Origin of the sequence: Roseateles chitinivorans, assembly GCF_002761755.1 — a bacterium.
GTDB classification, from domain to species: domain Bacteria; phylum Pseudomonadota; class Gammaproteobacteria; order Burkholderiales; family Burkholderiaceae_C; genus Roseateles; species Roseateles chitinivorans.
Map to the genome: position 1 here is coordinate 1 of NZ_PEOG01000047.1, position 16,604 is coordinate 16,604.

15 protein-coding genes are annotated in these 16,604 nt (G+C 69.5%); 7 read left to right on the plus strand and 8 right to left on the minus strand.

Going from position 1 to position 16,604, the window contains the following annotated elements; all coding sequences use genetic code 11:
* From CS062_RS16740 to CS062_RS16750, 3 genes are all read left to right on the plus strand, one after another.
* A partial coding sequence (locus CS062_RS16740; protein ID WP_143742382.1) for an Hpt domain-containing protein occupies positions 1 to 700 on the plus strand: 700 nt, incomplete at its 5' end.
* Positions 697 to 1,689, plus strand: a complete 993-nt coding sequence (locus CS062_RS16745; protein ID WP_099862734.1) for an HD-GYP domain-containing protein — start codon at positions 697 to 699, stop codon at positions 1,687 to 1,689. The genes CS062_RS16740 and CS062_RS16745, both read left to right, overlap by 4 nt.
* A 137-nt stretch (positions 1,690 to 1,826) precedes the next feature.
* The gene (locus CS062_RS16750) at positions 1,827 to 3,074 is read left to right on the plus strand and encodes a nucleoside recognition domain-containing protein (RefSeq protein ID WP_099862735.1); all 1,248 of its coding nucleotides are present in this window, start codon (positions 1,827 to 1,829) and stop codon (positions 3,072 to 3,074) included.
* Between the two features lie 46 nt (positions 3,075 to 3,120).
* Here the strand turns inward: CS062_RS16750 and CS062_RS16755 are convergent, their stop codons facing one another.
* From CS062_RS16755 to CS062_RS16765, 3 genes are all read right to left on the minus strand, one after another.
* Positions 3,121 to 4,254: a GGDEF domain-containing protein gene (locus CS062_RS16755; RefSeq protein ID WP_099862767.1), complete on the minus strand. Its 1,134-nt coding sequence runs from the start codon at positions 4,252 to 4,254 to the stop codon at positions 3,121 to 3,123.
* 78 nt (positions 4,255 to 4,332) lie between these two features.
* Complete coding sequence (locus tag CS062_RS16760) at positions 4,333 to 5,118, minus strand: LytR/AlgR family response regulator transcription factor (protein ID WP_099862736.1); 786 nt, start codon at positions 5,116 to 5,118, stop codon at positions 4,333 to 4,335.
* A 121-nt stretch (positions 5,119 to 5,239) separates the two neighbouring features.
* Positions 5,240 to 6,379: a sensor histidine kinase gene (locus CS062_RS16765; protein WP_233218103.1), complete on the minus strand. Its 1,140-nt coding sequence runs from the start codon at positions 6,377 to 6,379 to the stop codon at positions 5,240 to 5,242.
* A gap of 179 nt (positions 6,380 to 6,558) precedes the next feature.
* Here CS062_RS16765 and CS062_RS16770 point away from each other — a divergent pair, with 179 nt between their 5' ends.
* The 3 genes from CS062_RS16770 (at position 6,559) to CS062_RS16780 (ending at position 8,914) form a co-directional block, all read left to right on the plus strand.
* Entirely contained in the window at positions 6,559 to 6,924 is a 366-nt protein-coding gene (locus tag CS062_RS16770; protein WP_099862738.1) for a YciI family protein, read from the plus strand.
* Positions 6,925 to 7,132: 208 nt separating this feature from the next.
* On the plus strand, positions 7,133 to 7,543 hold the full coding sequence (locus CS062_RS16775; protein ID WP_099862739.1) for a VOC family protein: 411 nt from the start codon (positions 7,133 to 7,135) through the stop codon (positions 7,541 to 7,543).
* 78 nt (positions 7,544 to 7,621) lie between these two features.
* Entirely contained in the window at positions 7,622 to 8,914 is a 1,293-nt protein-coding gene (locus CS062_RS16780; protein WP_099862740.1) for an RNA polymerase sigma factor, read from the plus strand.
* 244 nt (positions 8,915 to 9,158) lie between these two features.
* Here the strand turns inward: CS062_RS16780 and CS062_RS16785 are convergent, their stop codons facing one another.
* Both CS062_RS16785 and CS062_RS16790 read right to left on the minus strand, forming a co-directional pair.
* Complete coding sequence (locus CS062_RS16785; protein WP_099862741.1) at positions 9,159 to 10,781, minus strand: diguanylate cyclase; 1,623 nt, start codon at positions 10,779 to 10,781, stop codon at positions 9,159 to 9,161.
* Between the two features lie 6 nt (positions 10,782 to 10,787).
* On the minus strand, positions 10,788 to 11,759 hold the full coding sequence (locus CS062_RS16790) for a LysR family transcriptional regulator (protein ID WP_099862742.1): 972 nt from the start codon (positions 11,757 to 11,759) through the stop codon (positions 10,788 to 10,790).
* 107 nt (positions 11,760 to 11,866) lie between these two features.
* Here CS062_RS16790 and CS062_RS16795 point away from each other — a divergent pair, with 107 nt between their 5' ends.
* Positions 11,867 to 12,652 (plus strand): SDR family NAD(P)-dependent oxidoreductase, encoded by a 786-nt coding sequence (locus CS062_RS16795; protein ID WP_099862743.1) that lies wholly within the window; start codon positions 11,867 to 11,869, stop codon positions 12,650 to 12,652.
* Between the two features lie 35 nt (positions 12,653 to 12,687).
* Here CS062_RS16795 and CS062_RS16800 read toward each other — a convergent pair whose 3' ends face one another.
* From CS062_RS16800 to CS062_RS16810, 3 genes are all read right to left on the minus strand, one after another.
* Complete coding sequence (locus tag CS062_RS16800) at positions 12,688 to 13,752, minus strand: histidine kinase (protein ID WP_099862744.1); 1,065 nt, start codon at positions 13,750 to 13,752, stop codon at positions 12,688 to 12,690.
* Positions 13,753 to 13,931: 179 nt separating this feature from the next.
* A complete protein-coding gene (locus CS062_RS16805) occupies positions 13,932 to 14,654 on the minus strand; it encodes an ABC transporter ATP-binding protein (RefSeq protein WP_099862745.1) in 723 nt (240 codons plus the stop codon).
* An 18-nt stretch (positions 14,655 to 14,672) separates the two neighbouring features.
* Complete coding sequence (locus CS062_RS16810) at positions 14,673 to 16,601, minus strand: branched-chain amino acid ABC transporter ATP-binding protein/permease (RefSeq protein WP_199174270.1); 1,929 nt, start codon at positions 16,599 to 16,601, stop codon at positions 14,673 to 14,675.
* Between the last annotated feature and the right edge of the window lie 3 nt (positions 16,602 to 16,604).

A 16,604-nucleotide genomic window follows, 5' to 3' on the forward strand; every position in this document is an offset into this window, starting at 1 on the left:
GGTCCGCGGCGCCTCGGCCGGTCCGGCGCCGTCGACACGCCATGCGGCCGACGCGCGCCTGGCGGGCGGCGAGGTCGAGCCGCTCGACTGGCAGCAAGGATTGCGACTGTGGGGCAGCGTCACCGCGTGGCAACGCGGCCTGCGCCGCTTCGCCGAGGAACAGCGGGAAGGCGTCGCGCGGCTGCATCAGCTGACGCAGGCGCGGCAGTGGATCGAATTGCGCGGGCTGGTGCACCGCTGGCGCGGCGTCGCCGGCAGCCTGGCGATGCCACGGCTGCTCGCCGCCGCGCAGCCGGTCGAGACGGCGCTGCGGCTGGGGCGGGAAGATGACCTGATGGCGCTGGTCGACACCCTGGCGCTGACGCTCCAGGACACGCTCGACGCGGTGGCGGAACTGGACGGCCGGCCCTCGGGCTTCGCCGCGAGCGCGCCAATGCCGATGCCCGCCGATCCGCCGGCCGAAGCGGCCGCGCGCGACCTCCGGGGAAAGAAGCTGCTGGTGGACCGCCTCGCGGCCGCGCTCAAGCGCAGCGAGCTCGACGACGAGTCGCTGGCCGCGCTGCGCCTGGCCTTCGGCGCGGAGGCGCTGGGGCCGCTGACGCGCGCGCTCGATGACTTCGACTTCGACGCCGCCTTGCTGCTGCTGCAGTCGCTGCGCACCCGGCTGAGCATGCCGAACGTCCCGGAGGAGCTGTCGTGAACGCCGATCACCGGCCCAAGCTGCTGCTGGTCGACGACGAGCCGGCCAACCTGCAGGTGCTGCGGCATGTGCTGCAGGACGACTACCGGCTGCTGTTCGCCCGCGACGGCCAGAAGGCCCTGGAGCTCGCGAGGAGCGAGGCGCCGCAGCTGATCCTGCTGGACATCATGATGCCGGGGCTCTCCGGGCTGGATGTCTGCCGCGTGCTCAAGTCGCAGCCGGCGACCCGGCGCACGCCGGTGATCTTCGTCACCGCGCTGGCCGACACCAGCGACGAGACCGAGGGCTTCGAGGCGGGTGCCGTCGACTACATCGCCAAGCCGGTCAGCCCGCCGGTGGTGCGGGCGCGGGTGCGCACCCACCTGTCGCTGGTGCGCGCGGACGAACTGCGCGAGACCCGGCTGCAGATCGTGCAGCGCCTGGGCCGCGCGGCCGAATACAAGGACAACGAGACCGGCTGGCACGTCGTGCGGATGAGCCACTATGCCCAGCTGCTGGCGCTGGCGGCCGGCTGGACCGATCAGGACGCCGACGACCTGCTGCATGCGGCGCCGATGCATGACGTCGGCAAGCTCGGCATCCCGGACGCGATCCTGCAGAAGCCCGGCCCGCTGACCGAGGCGGAATGGATGGTGATGCGCCGCCATCCCGCCATCGGCGCCGAGATCCTGGGCGACCAGACGACCGGCCTGCTCGGCATGGCGCGGCGCATCGCGCTGGCCCACCACGAGAAATGGGACGGCAGCGGCTATCCCGAGGGACTGGCCGGCGAATCGATTCCCCAGGACGCCCGCATCGTCGCGATCGCCGATGTCTTCGACGCGCTGACCAGCATCCGGCCCTACAAGCCGGCCTGGCCGGTCGAGCAGGCGGTCGCGCACCTGCGCGCGCAGGCCGGCCGGCACTTCGACCCCGCGCTGGTGGAGCTGTTCATCGGGGTGCTGCCGCAGGTGCTGGAGGTGCGGGACCGCTTCCTGGAGGAAGGCTAGGCGGCCGCCAGCGCTTCCGGCCATCCACGGATCGGCGGTCGGGTTATGACCGCCCGCCAGATCGTGATGCTCGCATTCCCGCAACACCTGGCGTCCTACGCGCGCGGCCGCGTCGCGGACCGGAATAATCCGCGCCCATGGTGCTGAACTTCATCTGGATCGGGTTCTTCCTGATCGGCTTCGCGGTCGCGCTGGCGCGGCTGTTCCAGGGCGACCTGACCATCTTCACCCAGGTGCTCACCGGCATCTTCGACACCGCCAAGACCGGCTTCGACATCTCGCTCGGCCTGGTCGGCGTCATGAGCCTGTGGCTGGGCCTGATGAAGGTCGGCGAGACCGCCGGCGTGATCCAGCTCTTCGCCCGCGCGATGGGACCGTTCTTCGCGAGGATCTTTCCCGAGGTGCCGCGCGGCCATCCGGCCGGCGGCTCGATGGTGATGAACTTCTCGGCCAACATGCTGGGGCTGGACAACGCCGCCACGCCGCTGGGCCTGAAGGCGATGAAGGAGTTGCAGGAGCTCAATCCGCACAAGGACACCGCCAGCAACGCGATGATCATGTTCCTGGTGCTGAACACCGCCGGCATCACGCTGATCCCGACCTCGGTGATCGCGATCCGCCAGGCGATGGCGGTGGACCAGGGCCTGGTCGGCTTCAACGCGGCCGACATCTTCCTGCCCACGCTGATCGCGACCTTCATCTCCTTCATGTCCGGCCTGGTCGCGGTGGCCTGGGTGCAGCGCATCAACCTGTTCAGCGCACCGGTGCTGGTGTTCGTCGGCGGCTTCATCGCGATCATGGCCGCCGTCTTCGGCTGGCTGCACAGCTATCCGCCGGAGCTGATGTCCAGGTACATCGGGCTGCTGGGCAGCGGCGTGATCCTGAGCATCATCGTGATGTTCATCGCGGTCGGCGCCTGGCGCCGCATCAACGTCTACGAGGCTTTCGTCGAAGGCGCCAAGGAAGGCTTCGGCGTCGCGGTCCAGATCATTCCCTACCTGATCGCGATCCTGGTGGCGATCTCCGTGTTCCGCACGACGGGCTGCATGGACTTCGTCGTCCAGGGCATCGCCGCGGGCGTGGCCGCGCTGGGCCTGCCGACCGATTTCGTGCCGGCGCTGCCGGTCGGGCTGATGAAGACGCTGTCGGGCAGCGGCGCGCGCGGCCTGATGGTGGACGTGCTCAAGACCTACGGCGTGGACAGCTTCGAAGGCAAGCTCGCCGCGATCATCCAGGGCTCGACCGAAACCACCTTCTACGTGCTGGCCGTCTACTTCGGCAGCGTCAACATCAAGAAGACGCGCTACGCGCTGAGCTGCGGCCTGCTCGCGGACGCGGTGGGCCTGGTCGGCGCGATCCTGGTGGGCTACTGGTTCTTCAAGTGAGCGCCGTCAGCGCGGACCGCGACGGGCGCCGCGCGACCGCCGCGCCTCACGCCACCCGGTTGCGCCCGTTGGCCTTGGCGCGATAGAGCGCCTCGTCGGCGCGCGCGAGCAGCGCGTCCAGGCTGGTGTCCCCGGGCTGCGCCCATGCCAGGCCCAGGCTGGCCGTGCAGGGCGGGATGCCCGGCTCCGGCGCATGCGCGGCCAGTGCGACGCGCACGCGTTCGGCCGAGGCCCGCGCCGCCTCGGCATCGGTGGACGGCAGCAGGATCACGAACTCCTCGCCGCCATAACGACCGAGGCGGTCGTTCACCCGCAGTTCCCCGCGCATCGCCGCCACCGCGCCGGCCAGCACGCGGTCGCCGGCCTGGTGGCCGTACCGGTCATTGACCTGCTTGAAGTGGTCGATGTCCAGCAGCACCAGCGACACCGGCTGGCCATAGCGGCGCCAGCGGTCGAATTCCTCGCCGCCAGCCTGCAGCACCGCGCGGCGGGTCAGCGCACCGGTCAGCGCGTCGCGGGTGGCGAGCAGCTCGAACTCCTCCCGCACCCGCTCGCTGGCCATCAGCAGCACGCCCACGCTCAGCAGCAGCACGCTGAAGCAGTAGCTGGCGATGTAGCTGGTCTGCACCGTCGTCGTCGCGAAGCGCGAGGACTGCGCCCCGTCCACCCAGAAGCTCGCCAGGCCGCGGCCGACCAGCACGATGGCCTGCAGCAGCAGCGTGCCCGCGATCAGGCGCGCCGCGAAGCCACGGCCGTCACGCAGGACCAGCCGCGCATGCGCCAGCACGCAGGCCGTCATCGTCCCGGTGAACACGACCATGCGCACGCGGTAGTCCGGCCGGACCAGGAACCAGGTCAGCACCGCCAGGCTGAGCAGCGCGATTCCGCCCCACAGCCGCCAGGTCACCCGCCGGCCGAAGAAGCGCTGCGAGCCGAAATAGAACAGCCCGCAGCCGGCCAGCAGCAGCGCGTTGCCGGTCTGCGCGACGGCGAACTCGGGCCACCACCCCTGCAGCGCATAGACGCCGGCGGCCCCGGCGCAGGTCATCGGCGCCAGCGACCAGGGCAGCAGGCCCTGGATCGTCGGCGGGCAGTTGCGCCGCACGCCGAGCAGCACCGCCCCCAGGACCGCCGCCATCAGCGCGGTCATGACGGTGATCGAGCGGGGATCGAGCTGCATGAGGCCGGCAGTGTAGGCGGCGCCGATGACGGGCAAGCGGCCGTCGCTCAATCACGGGCGCGATGAGCGCCCCGCGGCTCACATCGATCGGAACAGGTGGACGTAGGCCCGGCTGACCGGCAGCTCGCTCGCATGGCCGCGCAGGCGGACGAACAAGCGGCTGAGTTCGTCGCGCCGGGTGCCGGCGACGTGATCCAGGTTGACGATGGTCGAGCGATGCACCTGCCAGAAGCGCTCGCCGTCCAGCTGCGCGACCAGCTCGTGGATCGGCGTGCGGATCAGGTACTCGGCCTCGGCGGTCTGGACGCAGGTGTACTTGTCGTCGGCGCGGAAGAACAGCACCTCGTCGACGCAGACCTGGTGCATCAACTCGCCCTGCGTCGCGCGGACCCAGCGCAAGGGCCCGGCGGGCCGGGCCGCGCCGCCCGCCGGCGCCTGCAGCGTCCGAAGCGCCGCCAGCAGTCGCGCATCGAGCTCCGCGCCGCTGCCGCCCTCCGGCTTCGCCAACGCGCGCCGGATGCGCTCGACCGTGCGACCCAGCCGCTCCGGCTCCACCGGCTTGAGCACGTAGTCGATCGCTTCCTGCTCGAAGGCCTGCACCGCGTACTGGTCATAGGCGGTGACGAAGACCACGCGCGTCGTGCCCTCGATGCCCTCGGCCACCTCCAGGCCGGTCAGGCCCGGCATCTGGATGTCGAGGAAGGCCAGGTCCGGCCGCAATGCGGCGATCCGCTCGGCCGCTTCCGAGCCGTTGCGGGCAACGTGGACGATGTTCAGCTCGGGCCAGACGGCGGCCAGCTGCGCGGCGAGCGCGCGGGCCAGGTGGGGTTCGTCGTCGGCGATCAGCGCGGTGGGTGCGGTCATGGTCGGAAAGGCAATTGGCAGAGCGAAGGAAGGGCGAAAGCAGAGGCAGGCAAGCAGGCGAGAAAGGCAGCTCGGAGATTGCCGGACGGTATTGGGTGCAGAGGCGGCGCCGTGCTGGCGTTCAGACGTCCAGCGGCACGCGCAGCGTCACCAGGCAACCGGGATCGGCGGCGACCAGGCTCAGCGAAGCGCGATCGCCGTAATGGGTCATCAGCCGCTCGCGCAGGTTGGACAAGGCGATGCCGTTGCCCGCGCGGCGCGAAGCGCCCGGTCCGACGCCGTCGTCCCGCACCTCGATGACCAGGAAGGCGGCATGCAGCGCCGCATCGACGCGCACCGTGCCGCCGTCGATCTTGGGCTCCAGGCCGTGGTGCACCGCGTTCTCGACCAGCGGCTGCAGCAGCATCGGCGGCAGCATCACCGCGCGGGCCTCGGGCGTGGCCTGGATCTCGAAGCGCAGCCGGTCCTCCATGCGGGTGCGCAGCACCGTCAGGTAGGCCTCGGCCAGCGCGAGCTCGTCGTCCAGCGGACCGGTCTCGCGCCGCAGGCCGCCAAGCGAGGCGCGCAGGTAGGCGGTGAAGGCGCCCAGCATGTCCTTGGCCTTGGCCGCGTCGTAATCGATCAGCGAGTGGACGTTGGCCAGCGTGTTGAACAGGAAGTGCGGCTCGATCTGTCCCTGCAGCAGGCGCAGCTGGGCCTCGGTGGCGCGGCGCTCGGCCTTGAGCTGCCGGTTCTTCGACGCGAACCAGTGATGCAGCACGAAGGTGATGCCCAGCGACAGCGCCGAGGTGATGCCCAGGACCTTGCCGCCCTGCGACCAGTCCAGCCGGACCCACGAGGTCAGCCCCGCGAGCCACATGCCGGGCAGCCAGCCGATCACGGTGCCGAGGATGGGGATGCCGGAGAAGAACAGCGTCCGGCGCCAGTCGCTCCACTGGCGGATGCGGGCGCGGCCGCCCAGGCGCGGCGTCAGGATCGCGAACAGGATCTGGATGACCACGCCGATCGTGAGGCAGACCGTCAGGTTCTTGCCGTACCACCATCCCCACTGGCGCAGGTCGAACCAGTTGAGATACCGGTAGTTCATGACGAACCCCAGCAACGTGAAGCCGGCCGCCAGCGCGGCGCAGAAGACCAGGGTCCAGATCCATTGCATCCATGCGGGACCGCTGGGCTGGACCTCGTTGCTGATCCAGGCGTGCCAGGAGGCACGCAGGCGACGGGCATCGCGCCAGAGCGGTCGGGACGGGGCGGAAGTCATGGGGCGCAGTGTAGGAAGCGGTCGACGGCCAGCCGCCCGGGGAAACGACGGATCGACAGCCGGCCGGACGGATCGACGGCCGATGCCCCTGACCTTCGGCTGGACATCCGGTCCATGGTGTCCAATAGCCCGCTGATTCGCCTCCCCGGCATTTCGCCCGCATCCCAACGGAGACCCGCATGAGCTACATCCTGCTGATCAACGAACCTGTCGGCCAACGCGAGGCGCGCACGCCGGAAGAGGGCCGCGAGGCCTATGCCCGCATGACCGCCTTCGCCGGCCAGCTGCAGGCGCAGGGCCTGCTGCAGGCGGCGCAGTCGCTGCAATCGGTCAACGGCGCCACCCGCGTCGCCAGGCGCGATGGCCGCATGACGACGGTCGACGGCCCCTTCGCCGAGGCCAAGGAGATGGTCGGTGGCTTCTTCTGGCTGAACGTGAAGACCCGCGAGGAGGCGCTCGCCATCGCTCGCGAGTGCCCGGCGGCCGAATGGTGCACGGTGGAAGTGCGCTCGCTGGTGCCCTGCTACGAGGAATCGAAGGCCTGAGGCCTCGTCGGCCCGTCCGCTTCCGGACCGGTCGCCCCCGCTTTTTTTCGCTGATCGCGTCCGGGCCTGTCGAAACCGACGGGCCTGGGCCGTCGTGCCAGTGTGGACGCTCCGGAGGGACCGGAGCGCCGCCATCCGGAGGGCACGATGCGACCGCTTCCTCATCCGCTCGGGCTCGCCCCCTTCACCTCCCTTCAGGAGTGCCGCCATGCGCCACAAGCAAATCTTCGTGAACCTGCCCGTCAAGGACGTCGAGCGCAGCAAGCGCTTCTACAGCGCGATGGGCTACGAATTCAACCCGCAGTTCTCCAACGAGCAGGCGCTGTCGATGGTCATCTCGGACGACATCTACGCGATGCTGCTGGTCGAGGAGTTCTTCCAGACCTTCACGCCGCGCAAGATCTCGGACGCGCACACCACGACCGAGGTCCTGACCTGCCTGTCCTGCGACAGCAAGGCGCAGGTGGACGAGCTGATCGCCAAGGCCAGGGCCGCTGGCGGCACCGTGCCGCGCGAGCCGCAGGACATGGGCTTCATGTACTCCCAGGCCTATGCCGACCCGGATGGACACATCTGGGAGCTGATGTACATGGACATCACCCAGTTCCCGGGCGCCTGAGTCCCGGCGGGCACTGCCCGACCCCACACGCGGCATGCGGAGCGGCATCCCCGCCGCCCAGGCCGTACGATCGCGCGCATGACCGACGAGACCCATCGCGCGATCACCACCGTCTGGCGGCAGGAGTCCGCCAAGATCATCGGTGCCCTGTCACGGCTGACCCGCGACGTGCCGCTGGCCGAGGAGCTGGCGCAGGACGCGCTGGTCGCCGCGCTGGAGACCTGGCCGCGGCAAGGCCTGCCCGACAAGCCGGCGGCCTGGTTGATGACCACCGCCAAGCACCGGGCGCTGGACCGGCTTCGCCATGTGAAGCTGAGCGGCGACAAGCTGGAGCAGCTGGGGCATGAGCTCGATGCGCGCGAGGCGATGATCGTGCCCGACTTCGTCGACGACCTGGATGACGAGCGCGCCGCGCGCGAGATCGGCGACGACGTGCTGCGGCTGATGTTCTGCGCCTGCCACCCGGTGCTGGGGCTGGAGGCGCGGGTGGCGCTGACGCTGAAGATGGTGGCCGGCCTGACGACCGGCGAGATCGCTCGCGCCTACCTGCAGTCGGAGCCCACGGTGGCACAGCGGCTGGTCCGCGCCAAGCGCACCCTGGGCGAGGCGAACGTGCCCTTCGAGCTGCCGCGCGGCGAGGCCTTGACCGGCCGATTGACGGCGGTGCTGGAGGTGCTCTACCTGATCTTCAACGAGGGCTATGCGGCCACCAGCGGCGAGCGCTGGATCCGGCAGGACCTCTGCGACGAGGCGCTGCGGCTGGCGCGGATGCTGGTGCGGCTGGCGCCGCGCGAGGGCGAGGTCCATGGGCTGCTGGCCTTGATGGAACTGCAGGCCTCGCGGGCTTCGGCGCGGGTCGATGCGCAGGGGCAGCCGGTGCTGCTGCTGGAGCAGGACCGGTCGACCTGGGACCAGGGATCGATCGAGCGCGGCCTGGCGGCGCTGGCGACCGCCGAGCGCTTGGCCGCCGAGGCGGATGACGGCGAGGGTCCGGGCCCCTATGCGCTGCAGGCGGCGATAGCGGCCTGCCATGCGCGGGCCCGGCGCGCCGAGGACACCGACTGGCCGCGCATCGCCGCGCTCTACGAGGTGCTAGCGATCCGGCAGCCGTCGCCCGTGGTGGAACTGAACCGGGCGGTGGCGCTGTCGATGGCCTTCGGGCCGGCGGTCGGCCTGGAGATCGTCGACCGGCTGATGGAGGAGCCGGCGCTGAAGCAGTACCCGTGGCTGCCGAGCGTGCGTGCGGATCTGCTCGCCAAGCTGGGACGCAATGCCGAAGCGAAAGAGGAATTCGAGCGCGCCGCCGCGATGACCGCCAATGCGCGGGAGCGGGAGCTGCTGCTCAGGCGGGCGCGGGAGCAGGGGCACTGAAGACCCGCAGGTCAGAACAGCCGCACGCCGACGCGCTCCGCCGCGGCGATCAGGCGTGCTGGCAAGTCCAATGGTGGGGCGCCCTCGTCCGACGTAACGATCCATTTTCGGGAGCGGCAGTCAGGCTCGGGTCGAACGGGTCGACCTTCACTCACGGCGCGATTTCGGCGAAACAATCACGCACGTTCTTATGTATCGAGGCAGTCGGCTCACGACCCCGATGAACACGCGCGTCTCCGCAGGTTCAGTCGGGCGAGTCGCCTTCGCCCTCGCTCTCGTCGGTGAGCCGAACCGCAGCGCCCTGGCGCTCCCGCTTGGCGGCATACATCGCCGCGTCGCTGCGCGCCATCAAGGTCTCCAGCGTGTCGCCTTCCTGCCGCTGCGCGGCGCCGATGCTGATGCTCACACGCAGGCCGTCGGACACCGCATTCCAGTCGTGCCGGCGCACCGCCTCGTCCAGGCGACGGCAAGCCTGCTGCGCGACTTCCTCGGTCGCGCCGCGCAGCAGCAGCACGAACTCGTCGCCCGCCAGGCGCGCCGCCACGTCGTGCTCCCGCACATGCTGTCGCATCAACCGCGCGATCTGGCTCAGCACCTGGTCCCCGACCAGGTGCGAGTGCCGGTCGTTCACCTGCTTGAAGTGGTCGACGTCGATCAACGCCAGACTCACCACGCCGCCGGCTGCAAGCTGCGCGCGCGCGTGATCCTCGAAGCTGCGGCGATTGGCCAGCTCCGTCAGCGGATCCTCCATCGACAGCTTCTCCAGCCGCTGCGCCTCGCTGGCGAGTTGCACCCGGTCGCGCTCGCTGCGACGCGCATCGAGCTGCCATTGCACCGTGGCCTCGCGGCTCGCGAGGCTGGCGATCCGGACCCGCGCCTCGCGCTCCCGCAGCGCGCGCAGGCGCTGCAGCGCGCGTTGCGGCTGCCCTTGCTGTTCCTCGATCTGGCTGGCGATCAGCTCGCCCAGCTGGGCCAGGGGCTCGTGCTGGACCAGGTCGGCCTCGGTCACCAGCTGCGCCGCGGCCCGCCGCGCCTGCGGCCACAGCCGCCGCGCCCAGGCCAGTTCGGCCTGCACCCAGCCCGCCAGCGAGGCGAGCCAATGCCGCTCCTGCGCCGGCAACTGGGCCAAGGCCTGCTGCAGTTCCGGCTGCGCGAATGCCGAAGCGCCTTTCCAGATCTGCGCCATCGTCTGCATCAGCGTCCACCAGCACTGCGCTTCCGCATCGCCTTCGGCCAGCAGATGCCGCGCGTTGATGAGGTGCCCCTCGAGCGGCCCCAGCGGCGGCAGCTGCCCGCGCTGTTCCCGCTCGCCGGCATAGGCCAGCAGCGAGCCCATCGCCAGCCACAGGCAGGCCGTCAGCGGGCTGAGCCTCGGCTTGCAGGCATTGGCCGCGTCGGCGGCCTGGCGCAGCACCTCGGCCGCCTTGTCGAAGTTGCGCGCCCACACATGGCAGGCGCCCAGATCCTCCAGCGCCAGCACCAGCGCCGCGCCGTCACCCCGCAGCTGCGCGAGCCGCAATCCCAGCAGCGCCGCCTCGATCGCCTCCTCGTGATGCCCCGCCAGCGATGCGCTGTGCGCCAGCACCGACAGCGCCCCGGCCTCGCCGGACGCATCGCCTTGCTGACGGAACAGCCGGGCCGCCAGTTCACTGCGGCCGCGCGCGTCGCCCGGTCGATGCAGCGCGCGATCGCAGCGCGCCAGGTGCAGCAGCGCCTGGGCCTGCTGCGCCTCGTCCGCCTGCTCGAGCGCCAGCAGCAGCCACTCCTCGCCGAGCGGCTGCGCCGCGGCGGCATCGCCGGCGGCGAGCAGGGCGCGGGCTTGCTGGGAGAGCGCGGACTGCGGGTCCAGGGCGGAATCGGAACGCAAGGCGGTTCAGGAGGTGGGTGCCGAGGAGGCAGAGGATAGCGGCAACAGCCGCGGCGCCAGCAGGTCGGCCAGCCACTGCATGAAGGCCTGCACCCGCCGCGGCAACTGGCGCCGGTGCGCGTAGAGCAGGTGCACCGGCATCGGCGCGGGCCGGAAGCGCGGCAGCACCTCCACCAGCCGGCCGTCCAGCACCTCCGCCTCGATGCCGTGCCGCGGCACTTGCGTGAGGCCCAGTCCCGCCAGGCAGGCGGCCGCATAGGAGCCCGAATCGCTCACCGTCAACGCGCCGGTCATCGGCACGAAGTGCGTCGCGCCGGCGTCGTCGCACCATTCGAAGCCGGGGCAGCGCTGGCCCAGCGTCGTCACGTACTGGACGAGCCGGTGGCGGGCCAGGTCCTCGAGGGACTCCGGCATGCCGAACTCGGCGATGTATCCCGCACTGGCGAGATTGGCCATCGCCAGCGCGCCCAGCGGCCTGGCCACGAGGGTGGAGTCGCTGAGCGGTCCGACCCGCAGCACGCAGTCGAAGCCCTCGCGCACGAGATCGACACGGCGGTCGGTGCTGCTGAGCTCGATCTCCAGCCCGGGGTGCGCCGCGAGGAACTCCGGCAATCGCGGCACGACGAGGTCCTGCGCGATCCGCATCGGCATGTCCACGCGGAGCCGCCCGCGCAGGCCGCTCGCGGCCGGCTGGAACATGGTCTGCATGTCGTCGAGGTCGGCCAGCAGGTCCTTGCAGCGCTCATAGCAAGCCTGCCCGTCCTGCGTCAGCTGCACCCGCCGCGTCGTGCGATGGAAGAGCCGCGTGCCCAGGCTGGCCTCGAGCCGCTGCACGGCGGTGGAAGCGCTGGCCTTGGGCAGGCCCAGGCTCTGCGCCGCCTGGGTGAAGCTGGCCAGTTCCGCGACGCGGACGAAGACCTGGAGCGTCTCGATCGAGGGCGGCGGAGAAGTCGGCAAGCGGAGAACGGCATCGCTCATTTGTTCGCCTCACGTGAACGGTCAAATCAGTCTAGGACGATTTATACGACAGCAATCGATCAATAGAGTTCCTACATCCGATTCACCGACGCCAACAGGAGCTCACCATGACGACCCCCACCTCTTCCACTTCCACCGCTTCCCGGATCGCCCTGATCACCGGCGGCAGCCGCGGACTGGGCCGCAACGCCGCCGTGCACCTGGCCCGCCGCGGCATCGACAGCATCGTGACCTACCGCAGCCAGCAGGCCGAGGCGCAGGCGGTCGTCGACGAGATCCGCCAACTGGGCGGCCGCGCAGCGGCATTGCCGCTCGACGTGGGGAACAGCGGCAGCTTCCCGGCCTTCGCCCAGGCGCTGAAGCAGACGCTCCAGCAGCAGTGGCAGCGCGAGCGCTTCGACCACCTGGTCAACAACGCCGGCATGGGCGTGCATGCGCCGCTGGCCGACACCTCCGAGGCCCAGTTCGACGAACTGATGCGCGTGCATCTGAAGGGCCCGTTCTTCCTGACGCAGACGCTGCTGCCTCTGATCAACGACGGCGGCAGCGTGCTGAACGTGTCCAGCGGCCTGGCGCGCTTCGCCCTGCCCGGCTATGGGGCGTACGCGACGATGAAGGGCGGGATCGAGGTGATGACGCGCTACATGGCCAAGGAATTCGGCGCGCGCGGCATCCGCGTGAACACGCTGGCGCCTGGCGCGATCGAGACCGACTTTGGTGGCGGCACGGTGCGCGACAACGCGGAGGTCAACGCCTTCGTCGCCTCGGTCACCGCGCTGGGCCGCGTCGGCCTGCCGGACGACATCGGGCCGGTCGTCGCCTCGCTGCTGTCGGACGACAACCGCTGGGTCAACGCGCAGCGGGTCGAGGCGTCGGGCGGGATGTTCGTCTGATCAACAGTGGCGGGGTGGCCTCACCGCCCCGCCACTCAAGATCCGCCACGCGCATAGGTCCCCTGCGGTTCATGTGCGCTTTGGACGACCTCTCCCAGGCAATCGGGATAGCGACGTTGAAGATGCTTCAGCCCCGTCTGCCGACTCGCCTTGTAGTCGAGGTTTTCCTGGAGAAATTGGAGGCGCGATCGGTTCTCGTCGATCAACTGCGACCAGGTCCTGACTCGAACTGAGAAATTGAACGGGAGGTGCAGTTCGCGCTCGATCTCCGCAATTTCTCGTGCGTCCTTCTCGATTTCCCGCCCGACCAACCAGAAGGACCACTCCACGTTGACCGAGCGGAAGCGTTCATCCCGGGCCACGCGCAAGGCATAGCGATTGATCTGGTTGATCTGCTCCTCCGAGATCTTGACGCGCGGCGCCTTGAGCTCGACCACGAGATGTTCGAGCGTGGAAGGCTGATAACGACGCGTGGCGCGCGAGAACATCAGGTCGATGATGGATCGCCTTTGATCCGGACCTTCGATCGACTCGGCGATCTGGATATCCGAACCCAGCATCTTCAGATGCTTGCGCAGGACTTCCGTGAGCGATCGGTTGTCGACCGAAAGCGCGAACTCGTCGCCAAAGATCCATGGGTTACGCGCAACGATCCGGTGCAGCTCGCCGCGTTCCTTCACATGCGGTTGGAGCTGCTTGTCGAACAGGATCGTCTCCAGCCCATCGAGCAGCTGGAGTCGCTGCGTCACGACATGCGACTCCCGGATCACCGACGACAGCGACACGTCCTTCAGCAGTTCCGCCATCATCTGGCGATCCTCCGCCGGCAGGTTGAGCACCTCGGTCAACAGCTTCTGGAGTTCCTCCGGGCCGCATTCGACCGCCTGCCTCAGCAACCGGAATTGCAGGGCGACCGCTTCCGGCGCCAGCGTGCGAAACACCGGATGGAAGCGGGACAGGTGCCACGCCGCCTGGTCGAAGAGCTGGCGCTCCAGGACCTCGACCGCGGTCTCCGGGTCGCGGGAGAACGGATAGAGGCCCTGCGCCTGCCAAGCCTCGACCGGCGGTCGATCAGGCTCGCGATGGGAAGCGTTCGTCATGACTGCACCTCGCTGGAGGAGAAGCCCCGGAGCGGGGCGAGGCCGTCACTCTAGGCATCGCGTCAGCGCGCCGCACTCCTGCATTCGCAATGGACATCGCAGCGATTCCAGCTGCTTGGAGGCGCTCGATGCCCGATCGAAGTGGTCGTGCGGGTCGGGCGGGCGCCTCGGGGCCGGCGTCAATGCCCGCCGCCCAGGTAGGCCGCCTTCACCGCCGGGTCGGTGCGCAGCTTCTCGGCCGGACCGTGCAGCGAGATGCGGCCGTTCTCCAGCACATAGCCGTAGTCCGCCACCGCCAGCGCGGCCGCGGCGAACTGCTCCACCAGCAGCATCGTCACGCCCTGCGCCTTCAGCCGCTCGATGATGCGGAACACCTCGTCCACCAGGATCGGCGCCAATCCCATCGAGGGCTCATCCAGCAGCACGACCTCCGGGTTGAGCATGGTCGCGCGCGCCATCGCCAGCATCTGCTGCTCGCCGCCGGAGAGCGTGCCCGCGAGCTGCTGGCGCCGCTCCTTCAGGCGCGGGAAGAGTTCCATCGCCTTCTCGAGGTCCGCGTCGACATCGCCCTTCGGCCGCGCGCCGGTATAGCGCGGGAAGGCGCCCAGGCGCAGGTTGTCGGTGACGCTCATCGTGGCGAACACGCGCCGTCCCTCCGGCGAATGCGCCAGCCCCAACCGAGCGATGTGGTACGACTCCAGGCCGTCGATGCGCTTGCCGTTGAGGGTGATCTGCCCGGAGCTGGGCGCGATCATCCCCGACACCGCGCGCATCGTCGTCGTCTTGCCGGCCCCGTTGGAGCCGATCAGCGTGACCACCTTGCCTTGGGGCACCTCCACCGAGATGCCGTGCAGCACTTCGACCTTGCCGTAGCCGGCATGCAGTTGATCGATCTTGAGCATGTTGGTTCCACTCCGCGCTCAGGCCGGCTGGCCGCCGAGGTAGGCCTCGATCACCTTCGGATCGGCCTGCACCTGCGCGGGCTTGCCCTCGGCGATCTTCTGGCCGAAGTCCAGCACCGACACCACGTCGCAGATGCCCATCACCACGTCCATGTGGTGCTCGATCAGGATCACCGTGATGCCATGGTCGCGGATCTTGCCGATGATGCGCATCAGCTCCTTGATGTCCGGCGCCGTCAGCCCGGCCGCCGGCTCGTCCAGCAGCAGCAGGCGCGGATCGAGCGCCAGCGCCCGCGCGATCTCCAGCAACCGCTGCTTGCCGTAGGGCAGGTTGCGCGCCTCCTCGAACGCCAGCTCGCCCAGCCCGACGAACTCCAGCAGGCCCAGGGCCCGCGCGCGGGCTTGGGCATCCTCCGCGTTGTAGCGCGGCGAGTGCAGCGCGACCTGCACCAGGTTGCTGCCGAAGCTGTGATGCAGCGCCACCATCACGTTGTGCAGCGCGCTCATCTCGCCGAACAGCTGCACGTTCTGGAAGGTCCGTGCGATGCCCGACAACGCGATGTCCGCCGAGGTCCGGCCCACGAGCGAGCGATCGACGAATTTCAGCTCGCCCGCCGTCGGCACGTAGATGCCGGTCAGCACATTCATCATCGTGCTCTTGCCCGAGCCGTTCGGGCCGATCAGGCCGTGGATCGTGCCGCGGCGCACCTGCAGGTCGACGTTGTTCAGCGCCTTCAGGCCGCCGAACTGCATCAGCACGCCGCGCGCGTCGATCAGCACCTCGTCGCTGCCGCCCGCCGCGCCGGCCGCGGCGATCGCGTCCGCGGGCTTCGCGCCGACCGGACCGCCCTCGCCCACCGGCTTGGCCTTGATGTGCAGCGCGTTGCGGACGAAGCCGACGATGCCGTCCTGCAGGTAATAGACGACGAACAAGGTGATCAGCCCGAAGACCGACAGCCGCCAGTCCGTCATCGTCTCCAGCACGAAGGACAGGCCCGCCAGCGCGATGCTGCCGACGACCGGGATCGCCGCCTGCGCCGCCGTCACCTTGCCGCGCCGGAACGCCACCACCGTCACCGCCACCACGAGGATCGCGAAGATCACCGACACGTAGCGGAACAGCTGCAGGTCGTCGAGCAGCTTGGGCAGCAGCACGATGATCGCCGCGCCCAGCAAGGCGCCGGTGCGGGTCTTGCGGCCGCCCATGATGATGGCCAGCAGGAAGAGCACCGTCAGCTCGAAGTTGTAGGTATTGGGCGAGATGTACTGCTCGGAATACGCATACAGCCCGCCGGCCAGGCCTGCGAGCCCCGCGCTGATCACGAACGCGTAGACCTTGTAGCGATACACCGAGACGCCCATGCAGTCCGACGCGACCGGGCTGCCGCGCAGCGCCTCGAAGGCGCGTCCGAGGTGCGAGCGCAGCACGCGGTGCACGAACACCAGCGACGCCAGCAGCAGCGTGGCGACCAGCCAGTAGTACTCGTCCTCCGTCATCACGTGCCCCATCAGCTTGGGCTTGGTCAGCGTGATGCCCATCGGCCCATTGGTCAGGAAGTCCATCTCGTTGATCAGGATCTGGATGATGGTGCCGAAGGCCAGCGTCACCATCGCCAGGTAGGGGCCTGTCACGCGCAGCGCCGGCAGCGCCAGCAGCGCGCCGAAAGCCGCCGTCAGCGCCACTGCGGCCGGCAGCGTCACATACACCGGCATGCCCAGCTTCATGACGAGCACGCCAGCGGTGTACGCGCCGACGCCGAACAGGCCCGCATGGCCCAGCGACACCTGCCCGGTGTAGCCGACCACGATGTCCAGCCCGAACAGCACGATCGCGTAGATCAGGATCGTCTCGACCAGGTGGATGTAGTACGGATTGCCCGACACCAGCGGGAACGCGAACAGCGCGACGATCCCGACCGCGCCCGCGATGAACTTCTTCGGATCGATCTT

Coding starts and splice junctions, on each gene's coding strand:
- CS062_RS16800 (WP_099862744.1), bottom strand. CDS start 13,752: ATGACGAACGCTTCCCATCGCGAGCCTGATCGACCGCCGGTCGAGGCT.
- CS062_RS16795 (WP_099862743.1), top strand. CDS start 11,867: ATGACGACCCCCACCTCTTCCACTTCCACCGCTTCCCGGATCGCCCTG.
- CS062_RS16750 (WP_099862735.1), top strand. CDS start 1,827: ATGGTGCTGAACTTCATCTGGATCGGGTTCTTCCTGATCGGCTTCGCG.
- CS062_RS16755 (WP_099862767.1), bottom strand. CDS start 4,254: ATGCAGCTCGATCCCCGCTCGATCACCGTCATGACCGCGCTGATGGCG.
- CS062_RS16775 (WP_099862739.1), top strand. CDS start 7,133: ATGCGCCACAAGCAAATCTTCGTGAACCTGCCCGTCAAGGACGTCGAG.
- CS062_RS16780 (WP_099862740.1), top strand. CDS start 7,622: ATGACCGACGAGACCCATCGCGCGATCACCACCGTCTGGCGGCAGGAG.
- CS062_RS16805 (WP_099862745.1), bottom strand. CDS start 14,654: ATGCTCAAGATCGATCAACTGCATGCCGGCTACGGCAAGGTCGAAGTG.
- CS062_RS16770 (WP_099862738.1), top strand. CDS start 6,559: ATGAGCTACATCCTGCTGATCAACGAACCTGTCGGCCAACGCGAGGCG.
- CS062_RS16790 (WP_099862742.1), bottom strand. CDS start 11,759: ATGAGCGATGCCGTTCTCCGCTTGCCGACTTCTCCGCCGCCCTCGATC.
- CS062_RS16760 (WP_099862736.1), bottom strand. CDS start 5,118: ATGACCGCACCCACCGCGCTGATCGCCGACGACGAACCCCACCTGGCC.
- CS062_RS16765 (WP_233218103.1), bottom strand. CDS start 6,379: ATGACTTCCGCCCCGTCCCGACCGCTCTGGCGCGATGCCCGTCGCCTG.